Raw genomic sequence first — 17099 nt, 5'->3', positions numbered from 1 at the left:
CTCGAATCGACAGGAGCACCAGTGGGAGTCATCACCGACCACCTCGATCTCTGGGGAGAGGCACTGTGGGGAACCATCGTGCTGTTTCTGGGCGGTGGCATCATCGCACTGGTCCTCGGACTGATCGTCGGGGCAGCGCGCGTGTCCCCGGTTCCGATCGCCCGCGCCGTCGGAGGCGTGTACGTCAACTGGATCCGCAACACACCGCTGACGCTCGTCATGTTCTTCTTCGCGTTCTGCCTCCCGATCCTGCTGGGGGAGCGCGTGAACTCACTGCTCCTGGCCGTGATCGCGCTCGGGCTCTACACCGCGACCTACGTCGCCGAGGCGTTGCGCGCCGGCATCAACACCGTGCCGGTCGGCCAGGCCGAGGCGGCGCGTGCGATCGGCCTGAACTTCGGACAGGTCATGCGCTACGTCGTGCTGCCGCAGGCGACGCGCTCCGTTGTCCCGCCGATGATGAGCGTCCTGATCGCTCTCATGAAGAACACCACGGTGGCCGCCGGCTTCTCCGTCGTCAACCTCGGCACGATCCGCGCGGCGCTCAGTGAGCGCGGTGAGAGCGCGCTCGTCGTGCTGCTGTGGGTCATGGTGCTCTTCGTGGTGCTGGTGCTGCTGCTCGCCTGGGTGCAGCGCGTTCTCGAGAACAAGTGGAGGATCGCGCGATGAGTTCCGTCCTTTTCGACGTCCCCGGCCCTCGGGCCATCGCTCGCAACCGACTCATCGGAGTCGCCACCATCCTCGTCGTCCTCGCCGTGCTCGGCTGGGTCGTGTGGAGGCTGATCGCCACCGGGCAGTTCTCCGCCGAGAAGTGGAACATCTTCACGTTCTCGGCCGTCTGGGTCCGCTTCGGCGAGGGACTGCTGTCGACGCTGGCCGCGTTCGTCGTCGCCGGCGTCGGGGCCATCGCCCTCGGCTTCCTGCTCGGCATCGGACGCCTGTCGGAGCACGCCTGGGTGCGTGAGCCGGTCCGGTGGATCATCGAGGTGCTGCGAGCGGTTCCCGTGCTCATCCTGATGATGCTGCTGTACTACGGCCTCCCCGTGATCGGCGTGAAGATGCCGCCCTATTGGGCCGTCGTGATCGCCCTGATCGTGTACAACGGATCGGTGCTCGCCGAGGTCCTCCGCGCCGGCATCGAGTCGCTGCCCCGTGGGCAGAAGGAAGCCGGTTACGCGATCGGTCTGCGAAAGACCGGGGTGATGTACTTCATCCTCATCCCGCAGGCCGTGCGCGCCATGATGCCGGTGATCATCGCGCAGCTCGTCGTGGCGCTCAAGGACACCGCGCTCGGGTTCATCATCACGTACCAGGAGCTGCTGTACGTCATCAACCAGATCGGCAACCAGGCGCCGTACGGATCTCCGCTGATCCCCGCTGCACTCGTCGGCGGGTCCATGTACGTCGCGGTCTGCCTCCTGCTCTCGTACGTCGCATTCCGTCTGCAGAAGCGCGCGCGCCGTTCGCCGGCTCAGACGGCGGCCGCCGGAAACGTCGCGGCCGACGACGAGTCGACCCTGACCCAGGTGATCGCGCTGCAGAAGGGCGCGGGCACGTCCGGTCTGGACGGCGGTTCGGGCAGGGTCTGACGGTCTGCCGGCGCGGGGCGACCGCCGTGCGCCGGTAGACTCCTGTCTCGTGTCTGAGTCTCCCGAAATCACCCCGGAAGCCGTCGAGGCCGCTGTCGCAGCCGCCCTCGAAGCGATCGCCGCAGCCGCCGATACGGCCGAGCTGAAGGCTGCCCGCGCCGCCCACGTGGCCGACGGTTCGCCGCTCGCCGTGTTGAACGCCTCGATGCGTCAGGTCGCCCCCGAGAACAAGGCCGCCTTCGGCAAGCTCGTCGGCCAGGGGCGCGGACAGGTGACGAAGGCGCTCGCCACCAAGGAGGCCGAGCTCGCCGCCGCCGAGGTGGCCGCCCGCCTCGAGGCCGAGCGCGTCGACATCACGGCCGTCCCGTCGCGCACGCGCGTCGGCGCGCGGCATCCGCTCACCCTGCTCAGCGAGCAGATCTCCGACATCTTCGTCGGCATGGGATGGGAGATCGCGGAGGGACCGGAGCTCGAGCACGAGTGGTTCAACTTCGACGCCCTGAACTTCGACGTCGACCACCCGGCCCGCCAGGAGCAGGACACGTTCTACGTCGACCCGACGTCGCGTCATCTGGTGATGCGCACGCACACGAGCCCCGTGCAGGTGCGCTCGATGCTCGACCGCGAGGTGCCGATCTACGTGCTGTGCCCCGGCCGGGTCTACCGCACCGACGAGTTCGACGCGACCCACCTGCCGGTGTTCACGCAGTTCGAGGGCCTGGTCATCGACAAGGGCATCTCGATGGCGCACCTCAAGGGCACGCTCGACCACGTCGCGCGTCAGCTCTTCGGACCCGAGGCGAAGACGCGCTTCCGCACCAACTTCTTCCCCTTCACCGAGCCCTCCGCCGAACTCGACCTATGGCACCCGACCTTCAAGGGCGGTGCGCGCTGGATCGAATGGGGCGGCTGCGGCATGGTGAACCCGAACGTGCTGCGCGCGGCGGGCATCGATCCCGACGTCTACAGCGGCTTCGCCTTCGGCATGGGCGTCGAGCGGGCACTGATGTTCCGCAGCGATGTGCAGGACATGAGGGACATGGCAGAGGGCGATGTCCGATTCAGCGAGCAGTACGGGATGGTGGTGTGATGCGCGTCCCGCTTTCGTGGTTGCGTGAGTACGTCGATCTGGCAGCGGATGCGACGCCTGAGGATGTCCTCGCGGCGATGGTCACCGTCGGCTTCGAAGAGGAGGACGTGCACCGCTTCGACATCTCCGGCCCGGTCGTCGTCGGTCAGGTCGTGTCGCTCGAGGCAGAACCGCAGTCCAACGGCAAGACGATCAACTGGTGCCAGGTCGACGTCGGCGCGGCGAACGGCGGTGTGCGCGGCATCGTCTGCGGCGCCCACAACTTCGTCGCCGGCGACAAGGTCGTCGTGACGCTCCCCGGCGCCGTGCTGCCCGGCCCGTTCCCCATCGCGGCACGCAAGACCTACGGGCACGTGTCGGACGGCATGATCGCGTCAGCGCGCGAGCTCGGCCTCGGCGACGAGCACAACGGCATCCTCGTTCTCGCGGACCTCGGCATCGACGCGCCTGTGGGCACCGACGCCATCAGCCTGCTCGGGCTCGACGATGTCGCGGTCGAGATCAACGTCACCCCTGACCGCGGATACGCGTTCTCTGTGCGCGGTGTCGCCCGCGAGTATTCCCATGCCACCGGAGCGTCCTTCCGTGACCCGGCCGAACGTGATTTCGCCGAACTGCAGCCGGGCGCCGGTCACACGGCGATCGTCGACGATGCGACGCCGATCCGCGGCAACGTCGGTGCGAGCGAATTCGTCACCCGGGTGGTGCGCGACGTCGACCCGTCACGGCCGACCCCGCCGTGGATGATCGCCCGGCTGTCGCTCGCCGGCATGCGCTCACTCGGCATCCTCATCGACATCACGAACTACGTGATGCTCGAGCTCGGCCAGCCGCTGCACGGATACGACCTCGATCGTCTCACCGGCGGCATCACGGTGCGTCGCGCGACGCACGGCGAGAAGATGACGACCCTCGACGGCCAGGAGCGCACGCTCCACGGCGAGGACCTGCTGATCACCGACGAGTCGGGGCCCATCGGCCTCGCGGGCGTCATGGGCGGCGGCACGACCGAGATGAGCGAGTCCACGCGCAACGTCCTCATCGAGGCCGCGACCTTCGACCCGATCACCATCGCGCGCACCGCCCGTCGGCACAAGCTCCCCAGTGAGGCGTCCAAGCGGTTCGAGCGCGGCGTCGACCCGCTGGTGCCGTTCGTGGCGGCGCGCCGGGCCGCTGATCTCATGGTCGAGCTCGCCGGAGGCTCGCTCACCGACGAGGGCGGTGCGCTGTTCGCCGAGGTCTTCGTCGGCGACATCCACCTGCCCGAGGGCTTCGTGCAGTCGCTGATCGGCGTCGACTACACGGATGCCGAGATCACCGACGCTCTGACGATGATCGGCGCCGAGGTCACCGCGGCCGAGGGCGGCTGGCTCGTCATCCCGCCGACCTGGCGCCCCGACATCACCGACAAGTGGTCCCTCGCCGAGGAGGTCGCCCGCATCCACGGTCTCGACCGCATCCCCTCGGTGCTGCCGACGCCGCCCTCGGGTCGTGGTCTGACCGCGCACCAGCAGGGGCGCCGGCGGGTGGCCGACGCGCTCGCCGCGGCGGGACTCGTCGAGACGCCGTCGTTCCCCTTCGCCACCGAGGCCGAGAACGACCTGCACGGCTCCGCATCGGGAGAGCACCTGCCCAGCATCCGGCTCGCGAACCCGCTCGACGGATCCGCGCCGTTCCTTCGTCGCTCGCTGATCCCCGGGCTGCTGCAGATCGCGCATCGCAACATCTCGCGCGGCCTCACGGATCTCTCGCTGTTCGAGACCGGTGTCGTCTTCCTGCCCGAGCCCGGTGTCGAGTACGGCACCGACGAGGTCCCGCCGCTCGGTGAGCGCCCGTCGGACGAGACGCTGGCAGCGCTGAACGCCTCGATCCCGCCGCAGCACCGGCACGTCGCCGTGCTGCTCACCGGAAACGTCGTCGTGCGCCAGCCCGGCCGCACCGCCGAGGTCGCGGGTCTCTCCGAGGCTCTCGACGCGGTCCGTGTGATCGGTGCCGCCGCCGGGGTCGACATCGATGTCGCACAGGGGCATCGTGCTGCTCTGCACCCGGGGCGTACCGGCGTGCTGTCGGTCGCGGGCGTCGAGGTCGGATACGTCGGCGAGCTGCACCCCGACGTCTCGGCCGCGGCCGACCTGCCGGGGCGCGCCACGGTGCTCGAACTCGATCTCGACGGCATCCTCACGCTCGCGACCCCGCGTGCTGTGGCGGCATCGTTGTCGACGTTCCCGGCCGCCACCCAGGACGTGTCGCTGGTGATCGATGCAGACGTCGCCGCCGGCGAGGTGCGCGATGCGCTGGCCGAGGGCGCCGGGGCGCTGCTCGAGGGCATCCGCCTCGTTGACGACTACCGCGGAGACGGCCTTCCCGCCGGGCAGAAGAGTCTGACGTTCGCGCTGCGCTTCCGTGCCGACGACCGCACGCTGACCGCGGCGGAGGCGACCGAGGCCAAGCTCGCGGGCGTCGCCGTCGCCTCCGAGCGTTTCGGAGCCACGCTGCGCGACTGATCGGCACCGCTCCGTGCACGAGTCCCGCATCCCCCAGGGGTGCGGGACTCGCGCATTCTCCGGGTCTCGACGCGGTGGCGGCAGCGTGCGGTGCTGAGCATCCTCCCTCACCGCACTCCTGCGGCGGTGCCCGACGGCGGCGTCCGCCCTGAGCGGACGCCCCTTCCGCTGCGGCGCGGATGCTGGTGGCATGGGCGCATGACAGATGTGCTGATCCTCGGAGGAACGGGCTGGCTGTCGAGCCGCATCGCCCGACGGATGCTGGTGGACGGGGCGACCGTGATGTGTCTCGCCCGGGGCGGGCGGCCGTCGCCGGAAGGGGCGAGCCTCGTGCTGGCCGACCGTGACGACCCCGCGGCGTACGACGCCGTGTCGGGTCGCGACTGGGACCACGTGATCGATGTCTCCTCTCGTGCGGAGCACGTCGGTCGGGCCGTGGCCGCGCTGGGCGAGAGGGCGGCCCGGTGGACCTGCATCTCGTCGGTGTCGGTGTACGCCGACGACGAGACGGCCGGCGCCGACGAATCGGCACCGCTGCATGCCCCGGCGGAGCCCGGTGACGACGAGTACGCCGCCCAGAAGGTCGCCGCAGAGAATGCGGTCCGCACCCTGGGGGAGCGTGCGCTGATCGTGCGTCCCGGTCTCATCGTGGGCGAAGGCGACCCGAGCGATCGCTTCGGCTACTGGGCCGCGGCGTTCCTCCGCTCGCAGGACGGCCCCGTACTCGTGCCCCGCTCCGAGGCACGCCACGCGCAGGTGATCGACATCGACGACCTGGCGGAGTTCGTCGCGACGACCTCCGTGACCGGGGTCGTCGACGCCGTGGGAGACCCGCACCCGCTCGCCGAGGTCCTCGCATCCTTCCGGCGCGCCGCGGACCACCGTGGCGACACCGTGACGGTCGACGACGAGCGGTTGATCGAGAACGGCGTCGCGTACTGGGCGGGAGAGCGATCGCTGCCGCTCTGGCTGCCCCTCGACATGACCGGTTTCATGACCCGGGCGAACGCACGGTACCGCGCCGCGGGCGGTGGGCTGCGGCCCCTCGACGAGACGATCGCGACCGTCGTCGCCGACGAGCAGGAGCGGGGAATCGATCGCGACAGGCGCGCGGGCCTCACTCGCGCGGATGAACTCGCGCTGCTGCAGCTGCGGGGGTGACAGCGGGTCGTCGCTAGACTTCGAGCAGTGACACGGGGTGCCGCATCCGCGGCTGAGAACAGACCCGTCGAACCTGATCTAGTTCGTACTAGCGAAGGGATGTCGCAGTGAGCGATCGTCTGCGTCCGGAATCCGAATCGACCCTGGTGGCCTCGGCCGCCGAGCTGCTGTCCGCGCTGCGTGAGTCACCACCGCTGACTCACTGCATCACCAACACCGTCGTCACCGGGTTCACGGCCAACGTGCTGCTGGCCCTCGGGGCGGCACCCGCGATGGTCGACATCGTCGACGAGGCGGGGCTCTTCGCGGGAGTCGCGTCCGGGACGCTGATCAACCTCGGAACCCCGACTCCCGAGCACCGTGCCGCGAGTCTCGAGGCCGCCGCCGGCGCGAACGCCGCGGGCACCCCCTGGGTTCTCGATCCGGTCGCGATCGGTGCGCTCCCCGTGCGCACCGCACTCGCGCATGATCTCGTCGCCTCGCGCCCGACGGCGATCCGTGGGAACGCGTCCGAGATCCTCGCACTCGCGGGCCTCTCGTCCGGTGGGCGCGGAGTGGATGCCACCGACACCACAGACGCGGCGTCGGACGCCGCCCTCGCGCTCGCTGCCCGTCACGGCTCGGTCGTGGCGGTGTCGGGCCCCGTCGACCTGATCACGGACGGGCACCGCATCGTACGGATCGCGAACGGCGACGAACTGCTCACGAGGGTCACCGGTGGCGGGTGCGCGCTGGGCGCCGTGATGGCCGCCTTCCTGGGGACTGCCCGCACGACAGGGGTCGATCCGCTCACCGCCGTCGCGTCGGCGAGCCTGGTGTACACGGTCGCGGCGGAGCGCGCCGCCGCACGGGCCGCGGGGCCCGGCAGCTTCGCGGTCGAGCTCCTCGACGCGCTCGCGTCGGTGGGGCCGCGTGACATCGCCGACGCGGCGCGCGTCGAGGAGCGTGCGCTGTGATCGCGGATCTCTCGCTGTACCTCGTCACTGATCCGGATCTCTGCGGGGATCGCGGCGTCGTCGGGACCGTCCGCCGTGCTGTCGACGGGGGTGTGCGGATCGTGCAGCTGCGAGACAAGACGGCGACGGATGCCGAGACCACGGCGCAGCTCGTCGAACTCTCGCGCGTGATCGACGGTCGTGCGCTGCTGCTCGTGAACGACCGCCTGGATTCCGCCCTCGCCGCGCGGGAGCGGGGCGCGCGGGTCGACGGCGTCCATCTCGGGCAGGGTGACGCATCGGTGCTCCGTGCGAGGGAGGTACTGGGGGCCGAGGCGGTCATCGGTCTCACGGCGAACAGCCCGGAGCACCTCGAGGCTGTGCGCGCGCTGCCGCCCGGCACGGTCGACTACCTGGGCGTCGGCGTCATCCGCCCCACCGCCACCAAAGCCGACCATCCGCCGGCACTCGGCGTCGAGGGCTTCCGTGCCGTCGTCGAGACGACCGCGCTCCCGTGCGTGGCCATAGGAGGGGTGGGCATCGACGACACCGAGCGGCTGCGGAGCGCGGGGGCGGCCGGGCTCGCCGTGGTGTCGGCGCTGTGCGCGGCTGCGGACCCGGCCGAGACCGCGGAGGCGTTCGTGCGTCGTTGGCGCGCGGCGGGCACGCCGCGGGTGCTCAGCATCGCCGGGAGCGACCCGTCCGGCGGAGCCGGGATCCAGGCGGACCTCAAGTCGATCGCCGCGAACGGCGGGTACGGCATGGCGGCGCTCACCGCGCTGACCGCTCAGAACACGACCGGCGTGCGGGGCGTTCATGTGCCGCCCGCTGCCTTCCTGCGCGAGCAGCTCGACGCGATCTCCGACGACATCGTCATCGACGCGGTCAAGGTCGGGATGCTCGCGAACGCCGACGTCATCCGCACGGTCGCCGATTGGCTCGATGTCGTTCGGCCGCCGATCGTCGTCCTCGATCCGGTGATGGTCGCCACCAGTGGCGACAGGCTGCTCGACCGGGATGCCGAGGCGGCGTTGCGTGAGCTCCTTCGGCGTGCACACGTCGTCACCCCCAATCTCAGCGAGCTCTCCGTGCTGGCCGGGCGGACGATCTCGGGATGGGACGACGCGCTCGCGGCCGCGGAGGAGCTGTCGACGGCGACCGGGGCGGCCGTGCTGGTCAAGGGCGGGCACCTCGACGGGGACGATGTCCCCGACGCGCTCGTGGACACCGGGGCGGGAGTGCGATGCGAGTACCCGGGCCGTCGGATCCGCACCGCGAACACCCACGGCACGGGGTGCTCGCTCTCGTCCGCGCTGGCCACCCGTCTGGCTCGCGGCGAGTCGGCCGTCGACGCCGTCGCCGCGACCCGGGCGTGGCTGCGCGAGGCGCTGCGCGAGAGCACAGCGCTGAACGTCGGTCGTGGTCACGGACCGGTCAGCCACTTCGCGGGGCTGTGGGAGCGCGGCCGGCTCGAGACGAGACCGACGCCAGAGCAGATCCGCGCCGAGTGGTGGACGCGCACGGTCGATGTGAGGGCGGGGATCGACGAGCTCCCCTTCATCCGCGGCCTGGCCGACGGCACTCTCGCTCGGGAGCCGTTCGTGTTCTATCTCGCGCAGGACGCGCTGTACCTTCGCGAGTACGCCCGCGTGCTCGCCGAGGCCTCGCGCCTCGCGCCGTCTCCGCACGAGCAGGCGTTCTGGGCACGTTCCGCCGAGGGGGCGATCGTCGGAGAGCTCGAGCTGCACGCGTCGTGGCTGACCCCGGGGGAGGACGTGGATGCGGCGATGTTCTCGGTCGCCCCCGCACCCGCGACCGTGGCGTACCTCGATCACCTGCGCTCCGTGGCGTTCGGCGGTGACTATGCCGAGCTCATCGCCGCGATACTGCCGTGCTTCTGGCTCTACACCGACCTCGGCCAGCGCCTGCACGCGGGGGAGTTCGGCGCGTCCGCGCTGGATCCGCTGCATCCGTACGCCTCCTGGCTCGCGACCTATGCGGACCCGGCGTTCGAGGATGCGACAGCCGAGGCGATCTCTCTCGTCACGGCCGCAGCGGCGACCGCCGCGCCGGCCACACGGGATCGGATGCTCCGCGCCTTCGAGGTGTCGAGCGCCCACGAGCTCGCGTTCTTCGCCGCTCCGCTCGCCTCTGCCGTCACTGCATGACGACCTGGATTTGCGCATGCCACGAGGCGCGCGCTATCGTCGCCGCATGTCCTCGGCCGCCTTCGCTCCCGCCACGCGGTTCCTGAGCGCGCGCAGCGAGTCGAAGAGCGTTCCGAGCGTCATCGCCGTGCGCCGACGCCGCAGCGGCCGCCGACTCTAGGCGACCCTGCGCTTCTGCCTGCACGTGCACGGCGGTCGAGTGCCGGTGTCGCCGCCCCGGTCCCCGACACCGCTCCCTCGAATTCCGCGAGGGGTCCGACCGTTAAGGTAGAAGCATGACGTACTCCGTCGCCGTCTCCGGCGCATCCGGCTACGCGGGCGGCGAGATCCTGCGCCTCCTCGCGTCTCATCCCGACATCGAGATCCGCACGGTCACCGCGCATTCGAATGCCGGACAGCCGCTGGTCGAGCACCAGCCGCATCTGCGGTCTCTCGCGCACCTCACCCTTCAGGACACGACACCCGAGATCCTCGCCGGTCACGACATCGTCTTCCTCGCACTGCCGCACGGGCAGTCCGGCCAGTACACGGACGCGCTCGGTGCCACACCGCTCGTGATCGACGCCGGAGCCGACCACCGGCTGACCTCGCAGGCGTCATGGGACGCGTTCTACGGCGGCGACTTCCACGAGCCGTGGGCGTATGGCGTCCCCGAACTGCTCGTCGGCGGCACCAAGCAGCGCGAGACCCTGCGCACGGCGACGCGCATCGCGGCCCCCGGCTGCAACGCGTCGACCGTGAGCCTGAGCCTCGCACCCGGCGTCGCCGCGGGAGTCATCGACTCCGGCGACATCGTGTCGGTGCTCGCCGTGGGCCCGTCGGGGGCGGGGAAGAGCTTGAAGACCACCCTGCTCGGCAGCGAGATCCTGGGCACGGCGAACCCCTACGCGGTCGGTGGCACCCACCGGCACATCCCCGAGATCAGGCAGGCGCTCGCCGCGGCGTCCGGGGCGGCACCCGAGGGCATCCGCATCTCGTTCACCCCCGTGATCGTCCCGATGGCGCGGGGGATCCTGGCGACCTCGACCGCACCGATCGTCGACGGCGTCAGCGATGCCGAGATCCGGGCGGCGTGGGAGCACGCGTACGAGGACGAGACGTTCGTGCAGCTGCTCCCCGAGGGACACTTCCCGCGCACCGCCGACGTCCTCGGCGCGAACACCGCCCTCATCGGCCTTGCGATCGATCGCGCGGCGAACCGCGTGACCGTGGTCACGGCGGTCGACAATCTCGTCAAGGGCACCGCAGGCGCTGCCATCCAATCCATGAACCTCGCGCTGGGACTGCCCGAGTCCCGCGCCCTCTCAGTGAACGGAGTCGCGCCGTGAGCGTCACCGCCCCCGCAGGATTCGAGGCGGCCGGAGTCGCCGCCGGTCTCAAGTCGACCGGCAAGCCCGATGTCGCCGTGGTCGTCAATCGAGGTCCCCGCAAGGTCGGCGCCGCCGTCTTCACGAGCAACCGCGCCAAGGCCAACCCGATCATCTGGTCGCAGCAGGCCGTCGCCGACCGGATCGTCGAGGCCGTCGTGCTGAACTCGGGCGGAGCGAACTGCTTCACCGGCAGCTTCGGCTTCCAGACGACGCATCAGACCGCCGAGAAGGCGGCGGAGCTCCTGGGCGTCAGCGCCGGCGACGTGCTCGTCTGCTCGACCGGTCTCATCGGCGTCGGCGACGAGGTCTTCCGCGGCAAGGTCCTCGCCGGCACAGAGCAGGCCATCGCCGAGCTCTCGACCGAGGGCGGCGAGGTCGCGGCCGAGGCGATCATGACCACCGACAGTGTGGCGAAGACCGCCGTCGTGAGCCGTGACGGCTGGACCATCGGCGGCATGGCGAAGGGGGCGGGCATGCTGGCCCCGGGCCTCGCCACCATGCTGGTCGTCATCACCACGGACGCCGTGCTCGAACCGCTCGATGCGGATGCCGCGCTGCGTGCCGCGACCGGAACCACGTTCGACCGGCTCGACTCCGACGGGTGCATGTCGACCAACGACCAGGTCACGCTGCTCGCCAACGGTGCCTCAGGGATCGTTCCCGACACCGAGGAGTTCTCGGCGGCCCTCGCCGAGCTGTGCCTGCAGCTCGCGGTCAAGCTGCAGGGCGACGCCGAGGGCGCGAGCCACGACATCACCATCGAGGTGCAGCACGCGGTGTCCGAGGGGGAGGCCGTGGAGGTCGGTCGCTCCGTCGCGCGGAACAATCTGTTCAAGGCCGCCATCTTCGGCAACGACCCCAACTGGGGCCGGGTGCTCGCCGCCATCGGCACCACGAACGCGCAGTTCGACCCGTACGACGTGGACGTGTGGATGAACGGCGTCAGGGTGTGCAGCGAGGGCGGTCCCGATCGTCCACGCGAAGAGGTCGATCTGACCCCGCGTGCGACCCACCTGGTCATCGATCTGAAGATGGGCGAGGCCACGGCCACGATCCTCACGAACGACCTCACCCACGACTACGTGCACGAGAACAGCGCCTACGCCTCATGACCGACATCCAGGACGTCACCCCCGACGTCGCCGCCGTGAAGGCCGCGACACTCATCGAGTCCCTGCCGTGGCTGAAGAGGTTCCGCGACCAGATCGTCGTCGTCAAATACGGCGGCAATGCGATGGTCTCCGACGAGCTGCAGGAGGCGTTCGCGCAGGACATCGCCTACCTCCGCTACGTGGGCGTGCTGCCGGTCGTCGTGCACGGCGGCGGTCCGCAGATCTCGAACATGCTGCAGCGGCTCGAGATCCCCAGTGAGTTCAAGGGCGGCTACCGGGTCACCAACACCGAGGCGATCAGCGTCGTGCGCATGGTGCTCACCGGCCAGGTCAACCCGCAGCTCGTCTCCAAGATCAACTCGCACGGGCCCATCGCGACCGGTCTCAGCGGGGAGGATGCCGGCCTCTTCGGCGGACGCCGTCGCGGTGTCGTCATCGACGGCGAGGAGATCGATCTCGGACGCGTCGGCGACGTGGTGGAGGTCGACCCGACGCCCGTGCTCGATCATCTCGCCGCCGGTCGCGTTCCGGTGGTCTCGAGCATCGCGCCCGATCTCGATCACCCCGGTCAGTCGCTGAATGTGAACGCGGATGCCGCGGCCGCCGCGCTTGCGGTGGCGCTCAATGCGCGCAAGCTCGTCATCCTCACGGATGTGCCGGGGCTCTACGCGGATTGGCCCAACCGGGACTCCCTCGTATCGCACATCACCTCGGACGCTCTCATCGAGATGCTCCCGAGCCTCGAATCCGGCATGATCCCGAAGATGAAGGCATGCCTGGATGCGATCGAGGGCGGCGTGGACGCCGCCGCCATCATCGACGGACGGGTGCCGCATTCGGTTCTCGTCGAACTCTTCACCAGCAAGGGAATCGGAACAGAAGTGGTCTTGGGAACGACAGGGACGAACGCATGAGCAACTGGCAGGACGACGCAGCGAGCGATCTGGTCCTCAACGCAGGACCACGCCTGGCGATGCTCACCCGAGGGGAGGGGTCGTACCTCTGGGACTCCGAGGGACGTCGTCATCTGGACTTCCTCGCGGGAATCGCGGTGACCTCCCTCGGTCACGCGCATCCGGTGTTCGTCGAGGCCGTCTCGAGGCAGGCCGCCACACTCGCCCATGTCTCCAACTACTTCGCCACGCCGTCGCAGCTGGCACTCGCCGCGCGACTGAAGCGCCTGGCCGGTGCGGGTCTCGACGGACGCGTGTTCTTCTCGAACTCGGGGGCTGAGGCCAACGAGGCCGCCTTCAAGCTCGCGCGACTGCACGGTGGTGCGGAGAAGCCGCGCATCCTCGCCCTGCAGAACGGGTTCCACGGTCGCACCATGGGCTCGCTCGCGCTGACCGCCAAGGAATCCATGCGGGCGCCGTTCGAGCCGATGCCCGGGGGAGTCGAGCACATCCCCGCGACCGTCGAGGCGCTCGAGGCGGCGATGGACGACCGCGTCGCCGCGGTGATCGTCGAGCCCATCCAGGGCGAGGCCGGGGTCGTCGAGCTTCCCGAGGGGTACCTCCAGTCGGCCCGCTCCCTGACGTTGGCGCACGGCGCGCTGCTCATCGTCGATGAGATCCAGACGGGGGCGGGGCGCACCGGAGCCTGGTTCGGCTTCAGTCATGAGGGCATCACCCCCGACGCCATCACCCTCGCGAAGGGGATCGGCGGCGGCTTCCCCATCGGAGCGCTCGTCACCTTCGGAGCGGCGAGCTCGCTGTTCACACCCGGCTCCCACGGGTCCACCTTCGGCGGAAACCCGTTGGCGACCGCCGTGGCCGATGCCGTGCTCGCCGAGATCGAGAGCGCGGGACTCGTCGAGAACGCCGCGCGCCGCGGGGAGGAGCTCCGCGACATCATCACGGCGATCGATTCACCCCTCATCACCGGCATCCGCGGTCGCGGCCTCCTGATCGGCGTGGCGCTCAGCCACCCCGTCGCGAACGAGGTCGTCGCCGCCGCCCAGGAGCGCGGTCTCATCGTGAACGCCGCGAACCCCGAGACGGTGCGTATCGCGCCCGCACTCACGATCGGAGACGCGGAACTCACCGAGTTCCGCGAACTCTTCGCCGCATCGCTCGCCGATGTCCAGGCATCCCTCACCGACTCCGGAAAGGCCCCCGTATGACCCGCCACCTGCTGCGTGACGACGATCTGACCCCCGCAGAGCAGGCGGAGATCCTCGATCTCGCCCTCGAGCTGAAGAAGGATCGCTGGGCGAACAAGGCCCTCGCGGGTCCCCAGACGGTCGCGGTGATCTTCGACAAGTCGTCGACCCGCACCAGGGTCTCGTTCGCGGTCGGCATCGCCGACCTCGGAGGCTCGCCCCTGATCATCTCGACCGCGAGCAGCCAGCTGGGCGGCAAGGAGACCCCGTCCGACACCGCGCGGGTGCTCGAGCGTCAGGTCGCGGCCATCGTGTGGCGCACCTATGCGCAGGCGGGCCTCGAGGAGATGGCCGCCGGAACCAGCGTCCCCGTCGTCAACGCCCTCTCCGACGACTTCCACCCGTGCCAGCTGCTCGCCGACCTGCTCACGATCCGTGAGCACAAGGGCGACCTGAAGGGGCTCACCCTGACCTTCTTCGGCGACGGGCGGAGCAACATGGCCCATTCGTACGCGCTCGCCGGGGTCACGGCGGGGATGCACGTGCGCATCGCCTCGCCGGCGGACTACGCGCCCCGTGCCGACATCGTCGAGGCGGCGGATCGTCGTGCCGCCGAGACCGGCGGTTCGATCACCCTCCTCACCGACGCCGTGGAGGCGGCGGCCGGCGCCGACGTCATCGTCACCGACACCTGGGTGTCGATGGGCAAGGAGGAGGAGAAGCTCGCCAGGATCCGCGACCTCGGGGGATACAAGGTGACGCCGGAGACGATGGAGCTCGCCGATTCCGACGCGATCTTCATCCACTGTCTCCCCGCCGACCGGGGGTACGAGGTCGACTCCGACGTGATCGACGGCCCGCAGAGCGTCGTGTGGGATGAGGCCGAGAACCGTCTGCATGCGCAGAAGGCGCTGCTGGTGTGGCTGCTCGAGCGGAAGGGCGCCTGATGGTCGACGCCAAGAACGAAGGCACCAACGAGGGCGCCCTCTGGGGCGCGCGGTTCGCGACCGGACCGTCGCCCGAGCTGGTGGAGCTCAGCCGATCGACCCACTTCGACTGGATCCTCGCGCCGTACGACATCGCGGGGTCGCACGCCCACGCCACGGCGCTCGCCGCGGCCGGGTACCTCGAGCCCGATGAGGCGACGAGGATGCACGACGGACTGGATGCCGTCGCGCGCAAGGTCGCCGACGGAACTCTCCGGCCCGCGCCCTCGGACGAGGATGTGCACGGAGCCCTCGAGCAGGCGCTGATCGCGGAGCTCGGCCCCGAGCTGGGCGGACGCCTGCGCGCCGGACGCAGCCGCAACGACCAGATCGCCACGCTCGTGCGGATGTACCTGATCGACCACGCCAAGGTGATCGCACGCGACCTGCTCCGTGTCATCGACGCGCTCGTCGCACAGGCCGAGGCGCATCCCGATGCGATTCTGCCCGGACGCACCCACCTGCAGCACGCGCAGCCCGTGCTGCTCGCCCATCACCTGCAGGCGCACGGCTGGCCGCTCGTCCGCGAGCTCGAGCGTCTCGTCGACTGGCGGCGTCGGGCCGGCGTCTCGCCCTACGGCGGGGGAGCGCTCGCGGGATCGACTCTCGGACTCGACCCCGCGCTCGTGGCCACGGAACTCGGCCTCGATCGTCCGGCCGAGAACTCGCTCGACGGCACCGCGGCACGCGATGTGGTCGCCGAGTTCGCCTTCATCACGGCGATGACCGGTGTCGACATCTCTCGGCTGAGCGAGGAGATCATCCTCTGGAACACGCGCGAGTTCGGGTTCGTCACGCTGCACGACGGGTACTCGACCGGGTCGAGCATCATGCCGCAGAAGAAGAACCCCGACATCGCCGAGCTCGCGCGCGGAAAGTCCGGGCGCCTGATCGGCAACCTCTCGGGCCTGATGGCGACCCTCAAAGGACTCCCGCTCGCGTACAACCGCGATCTGCAGGAGGACAAGGAGCCGGTCTTCGACTCCGTGCAGACCCTCGAGGTCGTGCTGCCCGCGTTCGCCGGCATGATCGCCACCCTCCGCTTCGACACCGAGCGGATGGCGGCACTCGCCCCTGAGGGATTCTCGCTCGCGACCGATGTCGCCGAGTGGCTCGTGAAGCGCCGAGTGCCGTTCCGCGACGCTCACGAGATCTCCGGAGCCCTGGTCCGGGCCTGCGAGGAGCAGGGCATCGGGCTGGAGGATGCCTCTGACGAGCTGCTGCTCTCGGTCTCAGCACACCTGGTGCCCGAGGTGCGCGAGGTGCTCACGATCGAGGGGTCGGTGGCGTCGCGCACCGGTGTCGGTGGCACCGCGCCCGTGCGGGTGGCCGAGCAGCGGGCCGAGCTCGTGGCTCGTGCCCAGGCGGCTGCGCACGCTCTCGGACTCTGACGGTCCCTGACGCCGGCCGTCGAGGATCGACGGCCGGCGTCAGGGTCAGTGCAGCTCGGCGTCAGCGGCCGACATCGTCCAGCGGGTGAAGCGCACGACGAGGCCCGCGCGGGTGGGGCCCGCGAGGAACGGTCCGGCCGAGGCGGCGGCCTCACCGTCGAACGGCGCCACGCGCACCAGTCGCCAGTCGCCGTCATCCGCACGCGCGCGCACGATCATGGCATCCTGCCAGCGGCTCACCCGCACGGTGATCTCGCTGCCGAGCCAGTCGTCGACGTATCCGACGGACCAGTCGGATCGCCTGTCGGTGACCACCGCGCCGAGACCGAGGTGGTCGTCGGCGAACTCCACGCCCGCCTTGATCCAGTGTTCGCCGTCCCGGCGGACGAAGACGCCCGCCTGGTCGAACTGGCCGTTCCAGGGAGCGCGGAACGAGACGTCCATCGCCTCGCCCACGGCCAGCGGGGCGAGCAGGGCGTGCTCGGTGTCGTGCACGAAGCCGTAGGCCGTGTGACGCCAGGCGTCGCTGCCCTCGACCGCGGTCACGAGCAGATGGTCGCCGTCGACCGTGATGTCGGCGGGGTCGTGTGTCCAGGACGCGTCGGCCCAGGGGATGATGTGCGATTCAGGCATATTCCGAGGCTATAACCGAATAGAGCATAAAGTAAAGTTATTCGTGATATGATTATGTC

General features: G+C 70.1%; 14 protein-coding genes and 1 riboswitch. Of the genes, 13 read left to right on the top strand and 1 reads right to left on the bottom strand.

Going from position 1 to position 17099, the window contains the following annotated elements:
* Nucleotides 1-21: 21 nt before the first annotated feature.
* From DXT68_RS11035 to argH, 13 genes are all read left to right on the top strand, one after another.
* Nucleotides 22-669 (top strand): amino acid ABC transporter permease, encoded by a 648-nt coding sequence (locus tag DXT68_RS11035; RefSeq protein WP_045252686.1) that lies wholly within the window; start codon nucleotides 22-24, stop codon nucleotides 667-669.
* Nucleotides 666-1589, top strand: coding sequence for an amino acid ABC transporter permease (locus tag DXT68_RS11030; RefSeq protein ID WP_045252702.1), 924 nt, complete (start codon nucleotides 666-668; stop codon nucleotides 1587-1589). The genes DXT68_RS11035 and DXT68_RS11030 overlap by 4 nt, the downstream gene beginning before the upstream one ends.
* Before the next feature lie 49 nt (nucleotides 1590-1638).
* Nucleotides 1639-2679, top strand: coding sequence for a phenylalanine--tRNA ligase subunit alpha (gene pheS, locus DXT68_RS11025; RefSeq protein WP_045252687.1), 1041 nt, complete (start codon nucleotides 1639-1641; stop codon nucleotides 2677-2679).
* Complete coding sequence (pheT, locus tag DXT68_RS11020; RefSeq protein WP_045252703.1) at nucleotides 2679-5183, top strand: phenylalanine--tRNA ligase subunit beta; 2505 nt, start codon at nucleotides 2679-2681, stop codon at nucleotides 5181-5183. The genes pheS and pheT overlap by 1 nt, the downstream gene beginning before the upstream one ends.
* Before the next feature lie 198 nt (nucleotides 5184-5381).
* Nucleotides 5382-6344 (top strand): NAD-dependent epimerase/dehydratase family protein, encoded by a 963-nt coding sequence (locus DXT68_RS11015; protein ID WP_045252688.1) that lies wholly within the window; start codon nucleotides 5382-5384, stop codon nucleotides 6342-6344.
* A gap of 23 nt (nucleotides 6345-6367) precedes the next feature.
* A riboswitch (TPP riboswitch) is annotated at nucleotides 6368-6461 on the top strand.
* Entirely contained in the window at nucleotides 6452-7300 is an 849-nt protein-coding gene (gene thiM, locus DXT68_RS11010) for a hydroxyethylthiazole kinase (protein WP_045252689.1), read from the top strand. Its footprint overlaps the riboswitch before it by 10 nt.
* Nucleotides 7297-9447, top strand: coding sequence for a bifunctional hydroxymethylpyrimidine kinase/phosphomethylpyrimidine kinase (locus DXT68_RS11005; RefSeq protein WP_045252690.1), 2151 nt, complete (start codon nucleotides 7297-7299; stop codon nucleotides 9445-9447). Before thiM ends, DXT68_RS11005 begins: the two co-directional genes overlap by 4 nt.
* A gap of 275 nt (nucleotides 9448-9722) precedes the next feature.
* Nucleotides 9723-10775, top strand: coding sequence for an N-acetyl-gamma-glutamyl-phosphate reductase (argC, locus tag DXT68_RS11000; protein ID WP_045252691.1), 1053 nt, complete (start codon nucleotides 9723-9725; stop codon nucleotides 10773-10775).
* Nucleotides 10772-11929, top strand: a complete 1158-nt coding sequence (argJ, locus tag DXT68_RS10995; protein ID WP_045252692.1) for a bifunctional glutamate N-acetyltransferase/amino-acid acetyltransferase ArgJ — start codon at nucleotides 10772-10774, stop codon at nucleotides 11927-11929. The genes argC and argJ overlap by 4 nt, the downstream gene beginning before the upstream one ends.
* Complete coding sequence (gene argB, locus DXT68_RS10990; protein ID WP_045252693.1) at nucleotides 11926-12843, top strand: acetylglutamate kinase; 918 nt, start codon at nucleotides 11926-11928, stop codon at nucleotides 12841-12843. Before argJ ends, argB begins: the two co-directional genes overlap by 4 nt.
* Entirely contained in the window at nucleotides 12840-14051 is a 1212-nt protein-coding gene (locus DXT68_RS10985; protein WP_045252694.1) for an acetylornithine transaminase, read from the top strand. Before argB ends, DXT68_RS10985 begins: the two co-directional genes overlap by 4 nt.
* The gene (argF, locus tag DXT68_RS10980; protein WP_045252695.1) at nucleotides 14048-14977 is read left to right on the top strand and encodes an ornithine carbamoyltransferase; all 930 of its coding nucleotides are present in this window, start codon (nucleotides 14048-14050) and stop codon (nucleotides 14975-14977) included. Before DXT68_RS10985 ends, argF begins: the two co-directional genes overlap by 4 nt.
* Nucleotides 14977-16407, top strand: a complete 1431-nt coding sequence (gene argH / locus DXT68_RS10975) for an argininosuccinate lyase (RefSeq protein WP_045252696.1) — start codon at nucleotides 14977-14979, stop codon at nucleotides 16405-16407. The genes argF and argH overlap by 1 nt, the downstream gene beginning before the upstream one ends.
* Before the next feature lie 45 nt (nucleotides 16408-16452).
* Here the strand turns inward: argH and DXT68_RS10970 are convergent, their stop codons facing one another.
* On the bottom strand, nucleotides 16453-17040 hold the full coding sequence (locus tag DXT68_RS10970) for a DUF1349 domain-containing protein (RefSeq protein WP_045252697.1): 588 nt from the start codon (nucleotides 17038-17040) through the stop codon (nucleotides 16453-16455).
* Nucleotides 17041-17099 lie beyond the last annotated feature (59 nt).

This window comes from Microbacterium foliorum, assembly GCF_003367705.1.
Taxonomy (GTDB): domain Bacteria; phylum Actinomycetota; class Actinomycetes; order Actinomycetales; family Microbacteriaceae; genus Microbacterium; species Microbacterium foliorum.
This window is presented reverse-complemented; position numbering and strand designations above follow the sequence as displayed.